Below are 16110 nucleotides of genomic sequence, written 5' to 3' on the forward strand. Positions count from 1 at the left end.
GAGCCTGCGGAGTCAGAGGAAGGTCTGTCCCTCGCCCCGGTAGGTGGGCACGGTCGCCGTGACCGTGTCCCCCTCGATCAGGTGCAGCTTCTCGAACCGCTCGCACAGCTCGCCCGCCTTGGCGTGCCGGAACCACACCTTGTCGCCGACGAGGAGGTCGTCGGCGGGCGAGCCCAGCAGCGGGGTCTGCACCTCGCCGGGGCCTTCCTGCGGGTCGTACTTCAGGCCCTCGGGCAGATACGGCACCGGCAGCCGGTCGGGACCGGCGGCACCGGAGGCCGGATACCCGCCGCCGAGCACGGTGACGACCCCGACACCCGGCCGCCGTACGACGGGCTGGGCGAACAGGGCGGCCGGGCGGCCGGTGAAGGACGTGTAGTTGTCGAAGAGCCGCGGCACGTACAGCCCGGAACCGGCGGCTATCTCCGTCACGGAGTCCTCGGCGGCGGTGTGCTGCACACTGCCCGTGCCACCGCCGTTGACGAACTCCAGGTCAGGTACGACGGCCCGCACCGCGCGGACGACCGCGGCCCGCCGCTCGGCCAGTTCCCGGCGGGCCGCCGCCTGCATCAGCCGGATGGCCCGCGACCGCAGCGGCCGTCCGGCCAGCGAGTCCCCGACCCCCGCGATGTGTCCCTCGTACGCCATGATCCCCACCAGCCGGAAGCCCGGCCGCCGGACCACCGACCGGGCCAGCTCGGCGAGTTGGGCGGGGGAGCGCAGCGGGGAGCGCAGGGCCCCGACCCGGACCCGGCCGCCGAGCAGCTGCAGCGAGGTGTCCAACTCCAGACAGACCCGGATGAGTTCACGCCCGCCGTCGCGGGCGGCGTCGATGAGGTCCAGGTGCGCCGGATCGTCCACCATCACGGTCACCGCACCGGCGAGCTTGGGATCGGCGGCCAGTTCCGCGAAGCCGCTCCGGTCGGCGGACGGATAGGCCAGCAGGATGTCGTCGAACCCGAAACGGGCGAGCCACAGCGACTCGGCCAGGGTGAACGACATGATGCCCCGGAAGCCGTCCTTGGCCAGGGCCCGCTCCAGCAGGGCCCGGCAGCGCACGGACTTGCTGGCGACCCGCACGGGCTTGCCCGCGGCCCGGCGGACTAGATCGGCCGCGTTGGCGTCGAAGGCGTCCAGGTCCACGATCGCGAGAGGGGCGTCGAGAGGGGCGGTGGCCCGGTCGTAACGGGCCCGGTCAGCGGCACGCGCAGTCATGACGGAAGCCTGCCAGACAGGATTACCGCAGGGTAGGGGGACGTTCCGGGCAGATGCCCCGGCGCCCCGGACTGGTTCTGATTCCGGCCCCGACAACCCGTAGAGTGACGCGCACGTACGGCGGAACGCCCCCGGCCGCTTCGCCTGAACCGGGATGCCGGTCCGGCCGTACGGGTATGCGTGCCCGGACGGAGCTTCCGCCCCGGGCGCGGCCGAGCAGCGTGGCGGCCCGCGTACGTGAAGACGCACCGGGCACGAGGAAACGGGGGGTGCATGAGCACGGAAGCGCGCCACGCCCCGATCCCGCCGCGCCCCTCGACTCCACCACGCCCCTCGACTCCACCACGCCCTTCGACTCCGCTGGCTCCGTCGTCGGCGCAGGGGCCGTCGTCCTCTCCGGGTACGTCGTCCGGGCATGGGTCGTCGTCCTCTCCGGGTACGTCGTCCGGGCATGGGTCGTCGTCCTCTCCGGGTACGTCGTCCGGGCAGGGGCTGCCGTCCTCGCCGGGTGCGTCGTCCGCGCAGGTGCGGCCCGTCCCGGCGCGCTCGCAGGTTCCGGTGCGTCCGGGCACCGCCACGCGCCCCGTCGGTACCGCCGCCACGCGTCCGGCCGGGACCCCCGCCACGCGTCCGGCCGGTACCGCTCCAGCGCTCCCGCCCGATCCCGCCTCCGTGCGCCCGGCCGACACCGTCTCCGTCGAGGATCCCGACGACGAGCCGTCCGTCTTCGTCCCGCGGGCCGCCCGGCCTGCCGGCCGGGAGACCGGGCGTGCCGATCAAGGGAGTGGTGCCGAGGCGAAGCCCGGCGTGCCCGAGGGCGCGGACGCCGTGAGTCCGCCTCCGCCGCCCGCCTCGGCCCGGTTCCCTGACGCGCCGCCGCGTGCCGGGCGCCGCCGGCCGGGAGGTCCTGCCGAGCGCGCCACGGAAACGACCGCCCGGCTGCGTCCCGTACCCCCGGCGGAGCCCACGGCCGCGGAGACCACGACCCGGCTCCGCCCGATTGCCGGCTCCCCGAAACCCGCTCCTCCCAGGGCTCCCTCCTCCGCGTCCCCGCGGGAGGCGACCGCCTGGAGCCCCCTGGCGCCCGCCCACCCCGTCGGCCCGCACACGCCCGCCGCCGCCCCGGACCCCGCGCTGTCCTGGAGCACCGCCGCGCGGCCCGTCATCTCGTTCGGGCAGCCCGAGGTCTTCCACGAGCGGTCCCGGCACCGGGTCGGGCCCCGCACCGTCGCCGCGGCCGTCTGTCTCGTGCTCGGCCTCGGACTCATCGGCGGTGCCGTGACCGGGAGTTGGCTCACCGACGACGGCGGGGACGATGCCTCCGGTGACCACTTCGCCACCGCCGGCACCAGCTGGCACAGCGTGCCCGTCGACCGGCTGTTCCCGCCCACCGTCCAGGGCACGGGCGCCGGACCCGGCGGCGCCGACCGCACCTGGACCCGGATCGCCGTCGCCCCGGACAGCGGCTGCGCCCACGCCTTCGACCCGCTGCTGTCCAAGGTCCTCGCCCCCGTCGGCTGCCAGCGGCTGCTGCGCGCCACCTACACCGACGCCACCCAGACCTATGTCACCACCGTCGGCCTGCTGTTCACCAAGGCCGACCCCGCCGCCATGTCCGCGCTCGCCCACCGCTTCCGCACCGATCGCCTGGACCGGCGGGCCGACCTGATGCCCCGCCCGTACGCGGCCAAGGGCACCGCCGCGGCCGGCTTCGGCGACCAGCAGCGCGCCTCCTGGACCATCTCCGTCCTCACCGACGCCCCCGTCGTCGGCTACGCCGTCTCCGGCTGGGCCGACGGCCGCACCGTCGACGAGCCCCAGCCCGCCGCCGACGCCGTCAACGCCGACGCCACCACCGCACCGGCCCAGGCCGGGCTCGGCAACGAGGCCCAGGGCCTGGCCGACCGCATCGAACGGCGCCTGCGCCAGAGCATCGGAACGGCCACGGAGAAACCCTCATGAGGCGATCGATACCCGGCCGCCGCCGCGTGGCCCCCGCCGGAGCCGCGCTGAGCGTGCTGCTCGCCGGCGCCCTCGCCCTGCTGCCGGCCACCGCGGCCCACGCCGACGGGATCCGGGCCCAGCAGTGGGCGCTGTCCGCGCTGCACCTGGACGAGGCCTGGCGCACCACCAAGGGCCGGGGCGTCACCGTCGCCGTCCTGGACACCGGCGTCGAGGCCGACCATCCCGACCTCGCCGGAAACGTCCTGCCCGACAAGGACATGATCGGCTTCGGCGCCGGGCAGGGCGACCGCACCTGGGCCCGGCACGGCACCGCCATGGCCGGCATCATCGCCGGGCACGGCCACGGCCCCGGCAACTCCGCCGGTGTCATGGGCGTCGCCCCCGAGGCGAAGATCCTGCCCGTCCGGGTGATCCTGGAGGACGACGACCCCGCCCGCGCCAAGGCCCGCACCACCCGCGGCAACGCCCTAGCAGACGGCATCCGCTGGGCCGCCGACCACGGCGCCGACGTCATCAACCTGTCCCTCGGCGACGACTCGAACTCCGCGCACCCCGAGCCGAGCGAGGACGACGCCGTGCAGTACGCCCTGAAGAAGGGCGTGGTGGTCGTCGCCTCCGCGGGCAACGGCGGCGACAAGGGCGACCACATCTCCTACCCGGCCGCCTACCCCGGCGTCATCGCCGCCACCGCCGTCGACCGCTACGGCACCCGCGCCTCCTTCTCCACCCGCCGCTGGTACGCGGCGGTCAGCGCGCCCGGCGTCAACGTGGTCATCGCCGACCCCGACCACAAGTACTACTCGGGCTGGGGCACTTCGGCCGCCTCCGCCTTCGTCTCCGGCGCCGCGGCCCTGGTCAAGGCCGCGCACCCCACCCTGAACCCGGTCCAGATCAAGAAGCTCCTGGAGGACACCGCCGAGGACCCGCCGGTCGGCGGCCGGGACGACTCCCGCGGCTTCGGCATGATCGACCCGGCCGCCGCGCTCCAGGCGGCCGACCGGATCCAGCCGCAGAGCCTGCGCGTGTCGTCGTACGACAGGAAGTACTTCGGCACCGGCCCGGACGCCCCCAGGGCCACCTCCTCGACCGCCGACTGGGCGGGCCCGCTGGCCGGCGGCACCGGCGGGGTGCTGCTGGTGGCAGGCGTCGTCCTGTGGCGGAGCCGCAGACAGACGGTCTGAGAGCGTCCGGGCTCCGGCCTGCTGTCCGGGCACAGAACGCGCGGGAGCGGCCGCCGCGGCCGGCGTGGAGGCCGGACCCCGAGGCACGGCGAAGAGGATGCCGTCGTCCGGTCTGATCGTCCAAGTCCCTTGAATTCCAGGCTACTTTGAGTGCGGCTCAGGATCGGTCAACCGGGGGCCGCGGGGGCCGGATCCCTCAACCGGCGAACGCCGACACCGCCGCCCTCGCCGCCGCCTCCACCAGCGCGATGCCCCGCGCCCGGCTCTCGGTGCCGTTCGACAGCACCGCCACCAGGTAGTCGGTGCCGTCCACCGTCACCCGTCCGATGCTGTTCACGTCCCACAGCCCCGTCGTACTGCGGGGCAGCCAACCGTTCTTCAGCGCCCAGGAGGTGCCCTCGGCGGCGGCCGAGATCCCCCACCGCTGGTCCGCCTCGACCGACGTCATCAGCCCCTGCACATACGTCCGGGAGGCCGCGCTCAGCCGGGAGTCCGTGCCGAACACCTGCCGGAGCAGGACGAGTTGGTCCGCGGCCGTGGTCTGCGTCAGCCCCCACAGCCCGCCGTCGCCCCCCAGGGTCGCGGTCAGCCCGAAGCGCCCGTTCGCCGCGTCCAGGCCGGCCGCCCGCCCGATCGCGTGCCACAGCGCCGTCGCGGACGCGTTGTCGCTGTTCGCGATCATCTTCGTGGCGTACGCACGCTCGGCGGCCGTCAGCCGCCGGCCCGCGTCCTGCGCCTGGAGCAGCAGCGTGGCCAGGATGTCGACCTTGACGATGCTCGCCGTGTCGAACGCCGCGTCCCCGTACACGGCGCTCTCCCCGGAGTCCGGCGCCAGCACCGCCGCCGACACCCGCGCGCCCGACGGCACGCTCACCGCCGCCATCGCCTTGCCCAGCAGCGCGTCCCGGTCCACCGCCGGTTCCGTCACGGAGGCCTCCTCACCCGCCCCGGCCGAGGCGGAGACCGCGGGCGCCGCCGCCGACGATACGGCCGCGGTCCCCGGGTGCGCCCGCGCCTTCACCTACGCCGTGCCGCCGGCCGTCACCCCGCCCACGGCGGCCACGGCGAGCGCGGTGTACAGCAGCGGACGGCGCCGGGGCGGGCGCGCACGACGGCCACGGCGGGCTCCGGGAGACTCCATGGCCGGGATGCTCGGGGCGCGGACTGTGCGCAGCGCCGGACGGACGTGAGACGGGCATCGGGGAACCCTGGGATTCCGGTGAAGACTCCCGTGCGGAGGGCCGGTGACGTGCCGATAGGGTCGGTGACCGTGGCGAACAAGAACATTCCCGACCCCGGCTTCTCCGACGACGACGGCTCCGCCGACCCCCGGCTGAGCGCCGCGCTCGCCGCCTGGGCCGAGGACCGCGGCGCCCTCGGGCCCGTCCTGGCGGCGCTGAAGGGCGCCCGCCTGCTCGTGCCGGTCGTCGCCGTGCTGGGCGAGGCCGAGGAGGACGAGAACGGGCTGCGCCGGGAGAAGACCAGCGACATGGCCGTACCCACGCTGAAGGCCGGCCATCGCACCGCCCTGCCCGCTTTCACCTCCACCGACTCCCTGGCCCGCTGGGACCCCGCGGCCCGCCCGGTCGCCGTACCGCTGCACCAGGCGCTGGAGGCCGCCGCCCACGAGAAGGCCGACACGGTGGTGCTGGACCTCGCCGGACCGGTGCCGTTCGAGCTGACCGGCCCGGCGCTGCTCGCCCTCGCCGAGGGGCGCACCAGCACCGACCCGCTCGCCGACCCGGCCGTCATCGAGGCCGTCCGTACGGCCGTGGCGGCGGAACCCGCCGTGCTCCGCGCCCACCTCGGGCCCGGGCAGGCCGACGGCACCCTCGCCCTCGTCCTCGACCCGGCCGCGGAGCCCGCCCGGGCCGCCCGCGCGGTCGCCGAGCGCCTCGCCGCCGACGAAACACTGAGGGCCCGCCTGGTGCGCGGCCTCGACCTGGCACTGCTGCCGGCCGGGACCACGCCTCCGGGCGAGCCCCTGTACGTGAAGGGATAGCTCAGCCGTGGACCGGGCTCAGCTGAAGACCGGGCTCAGCCGTAGACCGGGCCGGTGTACTTCTCGCCCGGCCCCTGGCCCGGCTCGTCCGGGACGATCGACGCCTCGCGGAACGCCAGCTGCAGCGACTTCAGGCCGTCGCGCAGCGGAGCCGCGTGGAAGGAGCTGATCTCGGTCGCGCTCGCGTCCAGCAGACCGGCGAGGCCGCTGATCAGCTTGCGGGCCTCGTCCAGGTCCTTGTACTTCTCGCCCTCCTCGCTCAGCCCGAGCTTCACGGCTGCGGCGCTCATCAGGTTGACGGCGACCGTCACGATCACCTCGACGGCGGGGACCTCGGCGATGTCCCGGGTCATCGCGTCGAAGTCGGGATTCTCGGCGGGGTTCTCAGGAGGGGTCTGACTCATGCCCCACACGATAAGCGGTGCGGGCGCACGCCCTTCGATTAGCCCTTCCCGGACGGTGCTGCTAACCTTGTGTGACGACCGGCTGGACATGCCCTGCCAACAACAGAGCATCCGGCCCACAAGTGGAGGCTCCGATCTCCCACCTGACCGTCCTCCGGGACGGCGGGTCACCCGGTCAGGCGGCCACCATCGTTCCGTACGGACGATGGAGTCGCCCGAAAGCGCGCCCCGCGGCATCGCGGCGGTGCTCCGGTAGTGTTTTGGAGCCCCGCCTGTGATCGTCCGGGGCATTTTTTGTGCTTCGGCGCGGTTAGGTCTAACGAAAAGAGACATACGCGGCTGTCCGCCAGACAAACCGTGTGGTGCTACCGAGGAGGATCCATCAGCGCCGAGCCCCGCATCAACGACCGGATTCGCGTTCCCGAGGTGCGACTTGTCGGTCCCAGTGGCGAGCAGGTGGGCATCGTCCCGCTCGCTAAGGCACTGGAGCTTGCGCAGGAGTACGACCTGGACCTGGTCGAGGTCGCGGCGAACGCCCGTCCGCCCGTGTGCAAGCTCATGGACTACGGGAAGTTCAAGTACGAGTCGGCCATGAAGGCCCGTGAGGCGCGCAAGAACCAGGCGCACACGGTCATCAAGGAGATGAAGCTCCGGCCGAAGATCGACCCGCACGACTATGACACCAAGAAGGGTCACGTCGTACGGTTCCTCAAGCAGGGCGACAAGGTCAAGATCACGATCATGTTCCGTGGTCGCGAGCAGTCCCGGCCCGAGCTGGGCTACCGACTGCTGCAGCGCCTCGCGGAGGACGTCCAGGACCTCGGTTTCGTCGAGTCGAACCCGAAGCAGGACGGCCGCAACATGATCATGGTTCTCGGTCCGCACAAGAAGAAGACCGAGGCCATGGCCGAGGCCCGTCAGGCGCAGGAAGCCCGCAAGGCCGAAGCGAAGGCCAACCCCGGTCGATCGCAGAACCCTGCCGAGGCCGAGGCGTCCGCCGAGGAGCCCGCCGAGGCGTGATCCCGGGGGACCCAGGTCCCCAAGGATGTAACCGATAGAAGACGACGCTCCACCGTGCCCGGTTTCGCGACCGGGCACCGGAGCGCCACCGACGAGGAGATAACGGCGCTATGCCGAAGAACAAGTCGCACAGCGGTGCCAGCAAGCGCTTCAAGATCACCGGCTCCGGCAAGGTGCTGCGCGAGCGCGCCGGCAAGCGCCACCTGCTCGAGCACAAGTCGTCCCGTGTCACGCGTCGCCTCACCGGCAACGCCGAGATGGCCCCGGGCGACGCCGCGAAGATCAAGAAGCTTCTCGGCAAGTGACGTACGCGGCGCTCGTCAACCCCTGAGCGCCGTACGCCAAACCGGGACCGAAGTCGTTTCCGGGTCGTGTGAGGACCACCACGACCCCGCTACAAGGAGTTAACAAGTGGCACGCGTCAAGCGGGCAGTCAACGCCCACAAGAAGCGCCGGGCGATCCTCGAGCAGGCCTCCGGCTACCGCGGTCAGCGTTCGCGTCTGTACCGCAAGGCCAAGGAGCAGGTCACCCACTCGCTGGTCTACAACTACAACGACCGCAAGAAGCGCAAGGGCGACTTCCGTCAGCTGTGGATCCAGCGCATCAACGCCGCTGCCCGCGCCAACGGCATCACCTACAACCGCTTCATCCAGGGTCTGAAGGCCGCGAACGTCGAGGTCGACCGCAAGATCCTGGCCGAGCTGGCCGTGAACGACGCGAACGCGTTCGCCGCGCTCGTCGAGGTCGCGCAGAAGGCGCTGCCGAGCGACGTCAACGCTCCCAAGGCTGCGTGACGCTGCGCTGGCTTTAGGCCGACGTGACTGTACGGACCTGTGGGCTTCTGCCTGCGGGTCCGTTGCGTTTGTCGCAGGAAAAGAATGCGGAACTTGAGTTACCGAAGGTGAAGAACATGCCCTCCGTCAGCCCCGAGCTGATCTCCCCCCGCTCCGCCCGTGTCAGCGCAGCGCGCCGGCTGGCCAAGCGGAATTTCCGGGGGAAGGACCGGCTGTTCCTTGCGGAGGGGCCGCAGGCCGTCAGGGAGGCGGCCGGGCATCGGGCCGACGGCGACCCCACCCTCGTCGAGCTGTTCGCCACGGTCGAGGCCGCGGAGCGATACGCCGACATCATCGGCGCCGCACGTGACGCCGGCGCCCGGGTGCATCTTGCCTCCGAGGACGTCATCGCCGACATCTCCACCACCGTCACCCCGCAGGGGCTGGTCGGGGTGTGCCGGTTCCTGGACACCCCGTTCGAGGAGATCCTCGCCGCCCGGCCGAAGCTGGTCGCCGTGCTGGCCCATGTGCGCGACCCCGGCAACGCCGGCACCGTGCTGCGCTGTGCCGACGCCGCCGGCGCCGAGGCGGTGATCCTCACCGACGCCTCCGTCGACCTGTACAACCCCAAGGCCGTACGCGCCTCCGTCGGCTCCCACTTCCATCTGCCCGTCGCCGTCGGCGTCCCCGTCGAGCAGGCCGTGGCGAGGCTGAAGGGCGCCGGTGTGCGCGTTCTCGCCGCCGACGGGGCCGGGGATCGTGATCTGGACGAGGAACTGGACAAGGGGAGCATGGGCGGGCCGACCGCCTGGGTGTTCGGCAACGAGGCCTGGGGGCTGCCGGAGGAGACCCGCGCCCTCGCCGACGCCGTCGTGCGCGTACCCATCCACGGGAAGGCCGAGAGCCTGAACCTGGCGACGGCCGCCGCCGTATGTCTCTACGCATCGGCCCGTGCACAGCGCGCCGCCGGAGGGTGCCGCACGGTCACCGAGAGCTAGTAGGGTGACCAGCGCGGGGCCCTGCGCCGTCTGAGAGGTGGGGTACGGGGATGAGTGTGGCCGGCACGAGCACCGCGCCGGGGGGACCGGAGGGACGGGACGCGAGGCGCACCTGCGTGCCCCGCTACGGCGAGCATGCGGACCTCGACCCCGACCAGCTGCCCGACGGACTCGTCGTCGCCGACGAACACGGTCGCGTCGTCTGCTTCAACGCCGCCGCCGCCCGCGTCACCGCCGTACGCGCCGCCGACGCCCTCGGGCAGCCCCTGGACAAGGCGCTGCCGCTGGAGGACCTGGAGGGGCGGCGCTGGTGGCAGCTCACCGATCCCTACGGCGGGCTCGCCATCCGGGTGCGGCAGCCGGAGCGGAACCTGCTGCTGCCCGGCGGGCGGGAGGTGCTCGTCTCCGCCCGGTACATCCGCGCCGAACCCCTCGGGCCCGTCCAGCGCGTCGTCGTCTCCCTGCGGGACACCGAGGCCCGCCGCCGTACCGAGCGCAGTCACGCCGAGCTGATAGCGACGGTCGCCCATGAGCTGCGCTCGCCCCTCACCTCCGTGAAGGGCTTCACCGCCACGCTCCTCGCCAAGTGGGAACGCTTCACCGACGACCAGAAGCGGCTGATGCTGGAGACCGTCGACGCCGACGCCGACCGGGTCACCCGGCTCATCGCCGAGCTCCTGGACATCTCCAGGATCGACAGCGGACGGCTGGAGGTGCGCCGGCAGCTCGTCGACATCGGCGCCGCCGTCTCCCGGCACATCCAGGCCTATGTCGCGGCCGGCCAGCCCGCCGACCGCTTCCTGCTCCGCATCGAGCAGCCGCTGCCCGCCCTGTGGGCCGACCCCGACAAGATCGACCAGGTCCTCAGCAACCTCATCGAAAATGCCGTGCGACACGGCGAGGGAACCGTCACCATGGACGTCACGCCCTGCGCATCCCCGCGCGAGGGAGAGGAAACCGGCACATCGGTCACGGTGAGCGACGAAGGGCCCGGCATCCCGGAGGAATCCATGAACCGCGTCTTCACCCGCTTCTGGCGGGGCAGCAAGCGCGGCGGCACCGGCCTCGGGCTGTACATCGTCAAGGGCATCGTCGAAGCCCACGGCGGCACGATCACGGTCGGCCGCGCCCCCGACGGCGGCGCCGAGTTCCGATTTACGTTGCCCGTGGCCGCCCCGGCGTATCTCGCCTGACGGCCCGCGGGCTCTTCGGCCACCTTCACCCCGTTAGACTCGGCCTTTGGCACCTTTGTGTCCTTCGCGCGGCCCTCGCGAGTCGGTGACGGGGACCATCCGCCTGGGGGCACCTCCCAGCGTCAGCTGGGGGACAATCGGAAGCACGGGAAGAGATGTCGGCACCGAATAAGTCGTACGACCCTGTAGAGGTCGAGGCGTTGAAACCGGAAGAGATCGAGCGCATGCGGGACGGGGCGCTCGCCGCCTTCGCCGCCGCGGACTCCCTCGACGCGCTCCACGAGGCCAAGGTCGCCCACACCGGCCCCGCCTCCCCGCTGGCTCTCGCCAACCGCGAGATCGGCGCCCTGCCCCCGCACGCCAAGGCCGAGGCCGGCAAGCGCGTCGGCATGGCCCGCGGCGCCGTGAACAAGGCTCTCGCCGGCCGCCAGGCCGAGCTGGAGGCCGAGCGCGACGCCCGGGTGCTCGTCGAGGAGGACGTCGACGTCACGCTGGCGTACGACCGTGTCCCGGCCGGCGCCCGCCACCCCCTGACCACGCTCTCCGAGCGGATCGAGGACATCTTCGTGGCCATGGGCTACGAGGTCGCCGAGGGCCCGCAGGTCGAGGCCGAGTGGTTCAACTTCGACGCGCTCAACATCGGCCCGGACCACCCGGCCCGCGGCGAGGCCGACACCTTCTTCGTGCAGGGCCGGGGCGGCGGCACCGAGTCCGGCGTCGTGCTGCGCACCCACACCTCGCCCGTGCAGATCCGTTCGCTGCTCGACCGCGAGCTGCCGGTCTACGTGATCTGTCCCGGCCGCGTGTACCGCACCGACGAGCTGGACGCCACGCACACGCCCGTCTTCCACCAGGTCGAGCTGCTCGCCGTGGACGAGGGCCTGACCATGGCCGACCTCAAGGGCACCCTGGACCACATGGTGCAGTCCCTGTTCGGCGAGGGCATGAAGACCCGGCTGCGGCCGAACTTCTTCCCCTTCACCGAGCCGAGCGCCGAGATGGACATGCTCTGCTACGTCTGCAAGGGCGAGTCCGTCGGCAACCCGGACCGGCCCTGCCGCACCTGCTCCAGCGAGGGCTGGATCGAGCTGGGCGGCTGCGGCATGGTCAACCCGCGGGTGCTCACCGCCTGCGGCGTCGACCCGGAGAAGTACAGCGGCTTCGCCTTCGGGTTCGGCATCGAGCGGATGCTGATGTTCCGCCACAACGTCGAAGACATGCGAGACATGGTCGAGGGTGACGTCCGGTTCACCCGGCCGTTCGGGATGGAGATCTGATGCGGGTCCCGCTTTCTTGGCTGCGGGAGTACGTCGACCTGCCGGCGACGGAAACCGGCCGCGACGTCCAGGAGAAGCTCGTCTCGGCCGGCCTCGAGGTCGAGACCGTCGAGCAGCTCGGCGCCGACCTCAAGGGCCCGCTGGTCGTCGGCCAGGTGCTGACCATCGAGGAGCTGACGGAGTTCAAGAAGCCGATCCGCTTCTGCACCGTCGACGTCGGCCAGGCCAACGGCACCGGTGAGCCCCAGGAGATCGTCTGCGGCGCCCGTAACTTCGCGGTCGGCGACAAGGTCGTCGTGGTCCTGCCCGGCGCCACGCTGCCCGGCGGCTTCTCCATCGCCGCCCGCAAGACCTACGGCAAGGTCTCGCACGGCATGATCTGCTCCAGCGACGAGCTGGGCATGGGCGACGACGGCAACCACGGCATCATCGTGCTGCCGCCGGAGACCGAGGTCGGCAAGGACGCCATCGAGCTGCTGGAGCTGGTCGACGAGGTCCTGGACATCGCCGTCACCGCCAACCGCGGCGACTGCCTGTCCATCCGCGGTGTCGCCCGCGAGACCGCCATCGCCTACGGCCTCCCGCTGCGTGACCCGGCCCTCATCGACGTACCGGCCCCGAACGCCTACGGCTACCCGGTCCAGGTCTCCGAACCGTTCGGCTGCGACCGCTTCACCGCCCGCACGGTCACCGGCCTGCGGCCCGAGGCCCGCTCCCCGATCTGGCTGCAGCGCCGGCTGCAGAAGGTCGGCATGCGCCCGATCTCGCTCGCCGTCGACATCACGAACTACGTGATGATGGAGCTCGGCCAGCCGCTGCACGCCTACGACCGCTCCCTGGTCCGGGGCACGATCGGCGTACGCCGGGCCGCGGAGGGCGAGAAGCTCGTCACCCTCGACGGCGTCGAGCGGGGGCTGCACGCCGAGGACCTGGTCATCACCGACGACCGCGGCCCGATCGGCCTCGCCGGCGTGATGGGCGGCGCCAACACGGAGATCGCCGACCACGAGGTCACCGAGAACGGGGCGAACGGGACCACCGACGTGGTCATCGAGGCGGCCCACTTCGACGCCGTCGCGATCGCCCGTACGTCCCGCCGCCACAAGCTGCTCTCCGAGGCGTCCCGCCGCTTCGAGCGCGGCGTCGACCCGCAGGCCGCCGCGGCTGCCGCGCAGCGCACCGTGGACCTGCTGGTGCTCCTCGCGGGCGGTACGGCGGAGGCCGGGGTCACCGAGGTCGTCGCGCCCTCCGCGCCGCACACCATCACCGTCCCGGCCGACCACCCGGACAAGGTGGCGGGCGTGGACTACGGCCGGGAGACGGTCGTGCGCCGCCTCCAGGAGGTCGGCTGCGACGTGTACGGGCAGGACGAGCTGATCGTCACCGTCCCGTCCTGGCGGCCGGACCTCGTGGACCCGAACGACCTCGCCGAAGAGGTCATCCGCCTCGAGGGCTACGAGAACCTGCCCTCCACGCTGCCCAAGCTCCCCTCGGGCCGCGGCCTGACCCACCGCCAGCGGCTGCACCGCAGAGTCGGCCGGGCGCTGGCCGGCGCGGGCTACGTCGAGGCGCCGAACTACCCCTTCGTCAGCGAGCAGGTCTTCGACCAGCTCGGCCTGGAGTCCGACGACCCGGCCCGCCGTGTCGTCAAGCTGGTCAACCCGCTCAGCGACGAGGAGCCCGCGCTCCGTACGACGCTGCTGCCGGGCCTGCTCGGCGCGCTGCGGCGCAACGACGGCCGGGGCAGCCATGACCTGGCGCTGTTCGAGACGGGGCTGGTGTTCCACCCGCGGCCGGAGCAGGAGCGGGCTGTCGCCACGCACCTGCCCGTCGACCGGCGTCCCACCGACGAGGAGATCGCCGTCCTGAACGCCGCGCTGCCCGAGCAGCCGCGGCACGTGGCCGTCGTCCTCACGGGCTCCCGCGAGCAGGCCGGCTGGTGGGGCCAGGGCCGTCCGGCCGGGTGGGCCGACGCGATCGACGCCGCGCGGGCCGTCGCCCGTGAGGCCGGTGCGGAGCTGCTCGTGCGCAAGGGGCAGTACGGTCCTTGGCACCCGGGCCGCTGTGCCGAGCTGGCGATCGTCGCCGACGGTACGGAGCGGGTCGTGGGCCACGCCGGAGAGCTGCACCCGCGGGTGCTGAAGGCTCTGGGGCTGCCCGAGCGCGCCTGCGCGATGGAGCTGAACCTGGACGCCCTGGAGGCGGTGGGTGACGGCACCCCACAGGCGCCGCGGATCTCCACGTTCCCGGTCGCCACGCAGGACGTCGCCCTCGTGGTCGACCGGCCGGTGCCCTCCGGCGAGGTCGAGTCGGCGCTCCGCGAGGGCGCGGGCGAACTCCTGGAGTCCATCCGGCTCTTCGACGTCTACGAGAACGCCGAGCAGCTGGGCGAGGGCAAGAAGTCGCTGGCGTACGCGCTCCGCTTCCGCGCGGGTGACCGGACGCTGACGGTGGACGAGGCGTCGGCGGCCCGGGATGCGGCGGTCGCCCTCGCGGGCGAGCGGACCGGGGCGGTGCTGCGCGGCTGATCGCCGTCTCGTGTGGTGTTGCCGGCCGGCCGCGGGTCTTCCGCGGTCGGCCGTGCTCATCGACCGACCCCCGGGGGCGGGGGTCACCCCTTCGGCGAGCTGCATAAATGCGAGTTGACCGGCACGGGCTCACTCGATCGGGTGGGAACTCCTGGCGATCTGGTCTTCCCGGGCCATGGCGTCGACAGAATCGGACCGGCCTTTCGGGGTCGGTCCGTCTGCTCTGTCAGGGACTCTCCATGGGGGACCAGAGGCATGATTCGCATCAAGGCACGGGCGCCCACCACACGGGCAGTCGTACTGCCCACGCTCTGGGGAGCCGTGGCGGTCGCCTACAAGTTCGGCTGCCCGCTCGCCCAGCAGACCGGGGTCGGGGCGCGCATCGTCACCAGCGCTGTCTTCCTCGCCGTCGGCACCGGGCTCATCATCCATGTCCGCCGCGCGTTGCTGCGTGAGCTGCGCCAGGCCCGCCGGGTGGCGCGGGCCGCGCAGAGCGTCGTACTGCGGCCGCTGCCGCCGCGCCTCGACGGGCTGCATGTCGCTGCGGCCCAGCTGTCCGCCGATCGGGGCGCGTGCGTCGGCGGTGATCTGTACGAGGCGATCGCCACCGAGTACGGGGTGCGGGTGGTGATGGGCGATGTGCGCGGGCACGGTCTGGCCGCCCTCGGCACCGTGGCCGCCGTCCTCGGCAGCTTCCGCGAGGCGGTCCACGACGAGCCCGACCTCGGCAGCGTCCTGCGCCGGCTGGAGCGCGCCCTCGCCCGCCATCTGCGCGAGCGGGCCCGCGCCGAACACCCGGCGGGCGGCGGCCCGGACCCCGACCACCCGGTCGCCGAGGAGTTCGTCACCGTCCTGCTGCTGGAGATCGGCCGCGACGGCGAGCTGCACGCCCTCAACTGCGGCCATCCATGGCCGTATCGGATCCGCGGCACGAGTGTCGAGTCGTTGACGCGCGTCGATCCTCTTCCGCCACTGGGTCCGTTTCCGCTGCCGGCCGAGCTGGAGGCGGAGTCCTGTGGCCCACTGCTCGCGGGTGACTCCCTGGTCCTCTTCACGGACGGGGTGGAGGACGCACGGGACGTTCGGGGCCGCTTCTTCTCGCTGCCCGAAGTGCTGCGAGGAGCCGTATGCGATCACCCGGTGTCTCCGCAGACCGTGCTGCGTACGGTCTTCGCAGCTCTCCTGCACCACACGGCCGGCAGCCCGAAGGACGACATAGCGCTCCTGGTCCTGCGGAACGAACGAAGCAGGGAGGGCCGCAGTTCCCCAGGGGCGCGGGACGGCGACACATGCGGCTCCGGCGCGCGGGCGCGACCAGCCACCTCACACCCGTAGCCGACCACACACCGCTAGCCGCGCCCCCGTAGCCGCTTCGCCTGGCCAAGCCACCGCTTTTCGAGGGGGAGCCGGCGGCTTGGCCAGTCTCTTGCGAGGATTCCCAGTGAACCGGGCCGGACACTCTCCGCGACAGTGTGCGTACGCTGCGGATGCGGGCACTCCGTTCACACCCCGTGTGAAGGCCAAGCCACTACGCTGACCGCACAGGCCACCCG

The 16110-nt window shown here is 72.6% G+C and carries 13 protein-coding genes and 1 pseudogene; 11 read left to right on the top strand and 3 right to left on the bottom strand.

Annotated elements, in window-relative coordinates; genetic code table 11:
* Positions 1 to 12: 12 nt before the first annotated feature.
* Positions 13 to 1215, bottom strand: a complete 1203-nt coding sequence (locus AB5L52_RS34760; protein WP_369367591.1) for an amino acid deaminase/aldolase — start codon at positions 1213 to 1215, stop codon at positions 13 to 15.
* 672 nt (positions 1216 to 1887) lie between these two features.
* Here AB5L52_RS34760 and AB5L52_RS34765 point away from each other — a divergent pair.
* Together AB5L52_RS34765 and mycP are read left to right on the top strand one after the other, a co-directional pair.
* The gene (locus AB5L52_RS34765; protein ID WP_369367592.1) at positions 1888 to 3177 is read left to right on the top strand and encodes a hypothetical protein; all 1290 of its coding nucleotides are present in this window, start codon (positions 1888 to 1890) and stop codon (positions 3175 to 3177) included.
* Positions 3174 to 4361: a type VII secretion-associated serine protease mycosin gene (gene mycP, locus AB5L52_RS34770; RefSeq protein WP_351021872.1), complete on the top strand. Its 1188-nt coding sequence runs from the start codon at positions 3174 to 3176 to the stop codon at positions 4359 to 4361. The genes AB5L52_RS34765 and mycP overlap by 4 nt, the downstream gene beginning before the upstream one ends.
* 196 nt (positions 4362 to 4557) lie before the next feature.
* Here mycP and AB5L52_RS34775 read toward each other — a convergent pair.
* Positions 4558 to 5502 (bottom strand): annotated as a pseudogene (locus tag AB5L52_RS34775) (serine hydrolase).
* Positions 5503 to 5631: 129 nt separating this feature from the next.
* Between AB5L52_RS34775 and AB5L52_RS34780 the strand changes: the two are divergent.
* Positions 5632 to 6363, top strand: a complete 732-nt coding sequence (locus AB5L52_RS34780; protein WP_351021871.1) for an SseB family protein — start codon at positions 5632 to 5634, stop codon at positions 6361 to 6363.
* A 35-nt stretch (positions 6364 to 6398) separates the two neighbouring features.
* Here AB5L52_RS34780 and AB5L52_RS34785 read toward each other — a convergent pair whose 3' ends face one another.
* Positions 6399 to 6767, bottom strand: coding sequence for a DUF1844 domain-containing protein (locus AB5L52_RS34785; RefSeq protein WP_351567303.1), 369 nt, complete (start codon positions 6765 to 6767; stop codon positions 6399 to 6401).
* A 357-nt stretch (positions 6768 to 7124) separates the two neighbouring features.
* On the opposite strand from AB5L52_RS34785, the gene infC reads away from it, so the two are divergent.
* The 8 genes from infC to AB5L52_RS34825 all read left to right on the top strand — a co-directional run bounded on the left by infC (position 7125) and on the right by AB5L52_RS34825 (position 15892).
* Positions 7125 to 7787, top strand: coding sequence for a translation initiation factor IF-3 (infC, locus tag AB5L52_RS34790; protein WP_078630469.1), 663 nt, complete (start codon positions 7125 to 7127; stop codon positions 7785 to 7787).
* Positions 7788 to 7897: 110 nt separating this feature from the next.
* Positions 7898 to 8092: a 50S ribosomal protein L35 gene (rpmI, locus tag AB5L52_RS34795; RefSeq protein WP_003977225.1), complete on the top strand. Its 195-nt coding sequence runs from the start codon at positions 7898 to 7900 to the stop codon at positions 8090 to 8092.
* Positions 8093 to 8198: 106 nt separating this feature from the next.
* Positions 8199 to 8582, top strand: a complete 384-nt coding sequence (gene rplT / locus AB5L52_RS34800) for a 50S ribosomal protein L20 (protein WP_006141703.1) — start codon at positions 8199 to 8201, stop codon at positions 8580 to 8582.
* A 116-nt stretch (positions 8583 to 8698) separates the two neighbouring features.
* A complete protein-coding gene (locus tag AB5L52_RS34805; RefSeq protein ID WP_351021866.1) occupies positions 8699 to 9559 on the top strand; it encodes an RNA methyltransferase in 861 nt (286 codons plus the stop codon).
* A gap of 50 nt (positions 9560 to 9609) precedes the next feature.
* Positions 9610 to 10752, top strand: coding sequence for an ATP-binding protein (locus AB5L52_RS34810; protein WP_369367593.1), 1143 nt, complete (start codon positions 9610 to 9612; stop codon positions 10750 to 10752).
* 155 nt (positions 10753 to 10907) lie between these two features.
* Complete coding sequence (gene pheS, locus AB5L52_RS34815) at positions 10908 to 12029, top strand: phenylalanine--tRNA ligase subunit alpha (RefSeq protein WP_351021862.1); 1122 nt, start codon at positions 10908 to 10910, stop codon at positions 12027 to 12029.
* On the top strand, positions 12029 to 14557 hold the full coding sequence (gene pheT / locus AB5L52_RS34820) for a phenylalanine--tRNA ligase subunit beta (protein ID WP_351567296.1): 2529 nt from the start codon (positions 12029 to 12031) through the stop codon (positions 14555 to 14557). The genes pheS and pheT overlap by 1 nt, the downstream gene beginning before the upstream one ends.
* A 255-nt stretch (positions 14558 to 14812) precedes the next feature.
* Complete coding sequence (locus tag AB5L52_RS34825) at positions 14813 to 15892, top strand: PP2C family protein-serine/threonine phosphatase (protein ID WP_351567293.1); 1080 nt, start codon at positions 14813 to 14815, stop codon at positions 15890 to 15892.
* Positions 15893 to 16110 lie beyond the last annotated feature (218 nt).

It is taken from the genome of Streptomyces sp. CG4, from assembly GCF_041080655.1.
GTDB lineage: Bacteria > Actinomycetota > Actinomycetes > Streptomycetales > Streptomycetaceae > Streptomyces.

Coding starts and splice junctions, on each gene's coding strand:
- rpmI (WP_003977225.1), top strand. CDS start 7,898: ATGCCGAAGAACAAGTCGCACAGCGGTGCCAGCAAGCGCTTCAAGATC.
- AB5L52_RS34785 (WP_351567303.1), bottom strand. CDS start 6,767: ATGAGTCAGACCCCTCCTGAGAACCCCGCCGAGAATCCCGACTTCGAC.
- mycP (WP_351021872.1), top strand. CDS start 3,174: ATGAGGCGATCGATACCCGGCCGCCGCCGCGTGGCCCCCGCCGGAGCC.
- AB5L52_RS34760 (WP_369367591.1), bottom strand. CDS start 1,215: ATGACTGCGCGTGCCGCTGACCGGGCCCGTTACGACCGGGCCACCGCC.
- pheT (WP_351567296.1), top strand. CDS start 12,029: ATGCGGGTCCCGCTTTCTTGGCTGCGGGAGTACGTCGACCTGCCGGCG.
- AB5L52_RS34810 (WP_369367593.1), top strand. CDS start 9,610: ATGAGTGTGGCCGGCACGAGCACCGCGCCGGGGGGACCGGAGGGACGG.
- AB5L52_RS34805 (WP_351021866.1), top strand. CDS start 8,699: ATGCCCTCCGTCAGCCCCGAGCTGATCTCCCCCCGCTCCGCCCGTGTC.
- AB5L52_RS34825 (WP_351567293.1), top strand. CDS start 14,813: ATGATTCGCATCAAGGCACGGGCGCCCACCACACGGGCAGTCGTACTG.
- pheS (WP_351021862.1), top strand. CDS start 10,908: ATGTCGGCACCGAATAAGTCGTACGACCCTGTAGAGGTCGAGGCGTTG.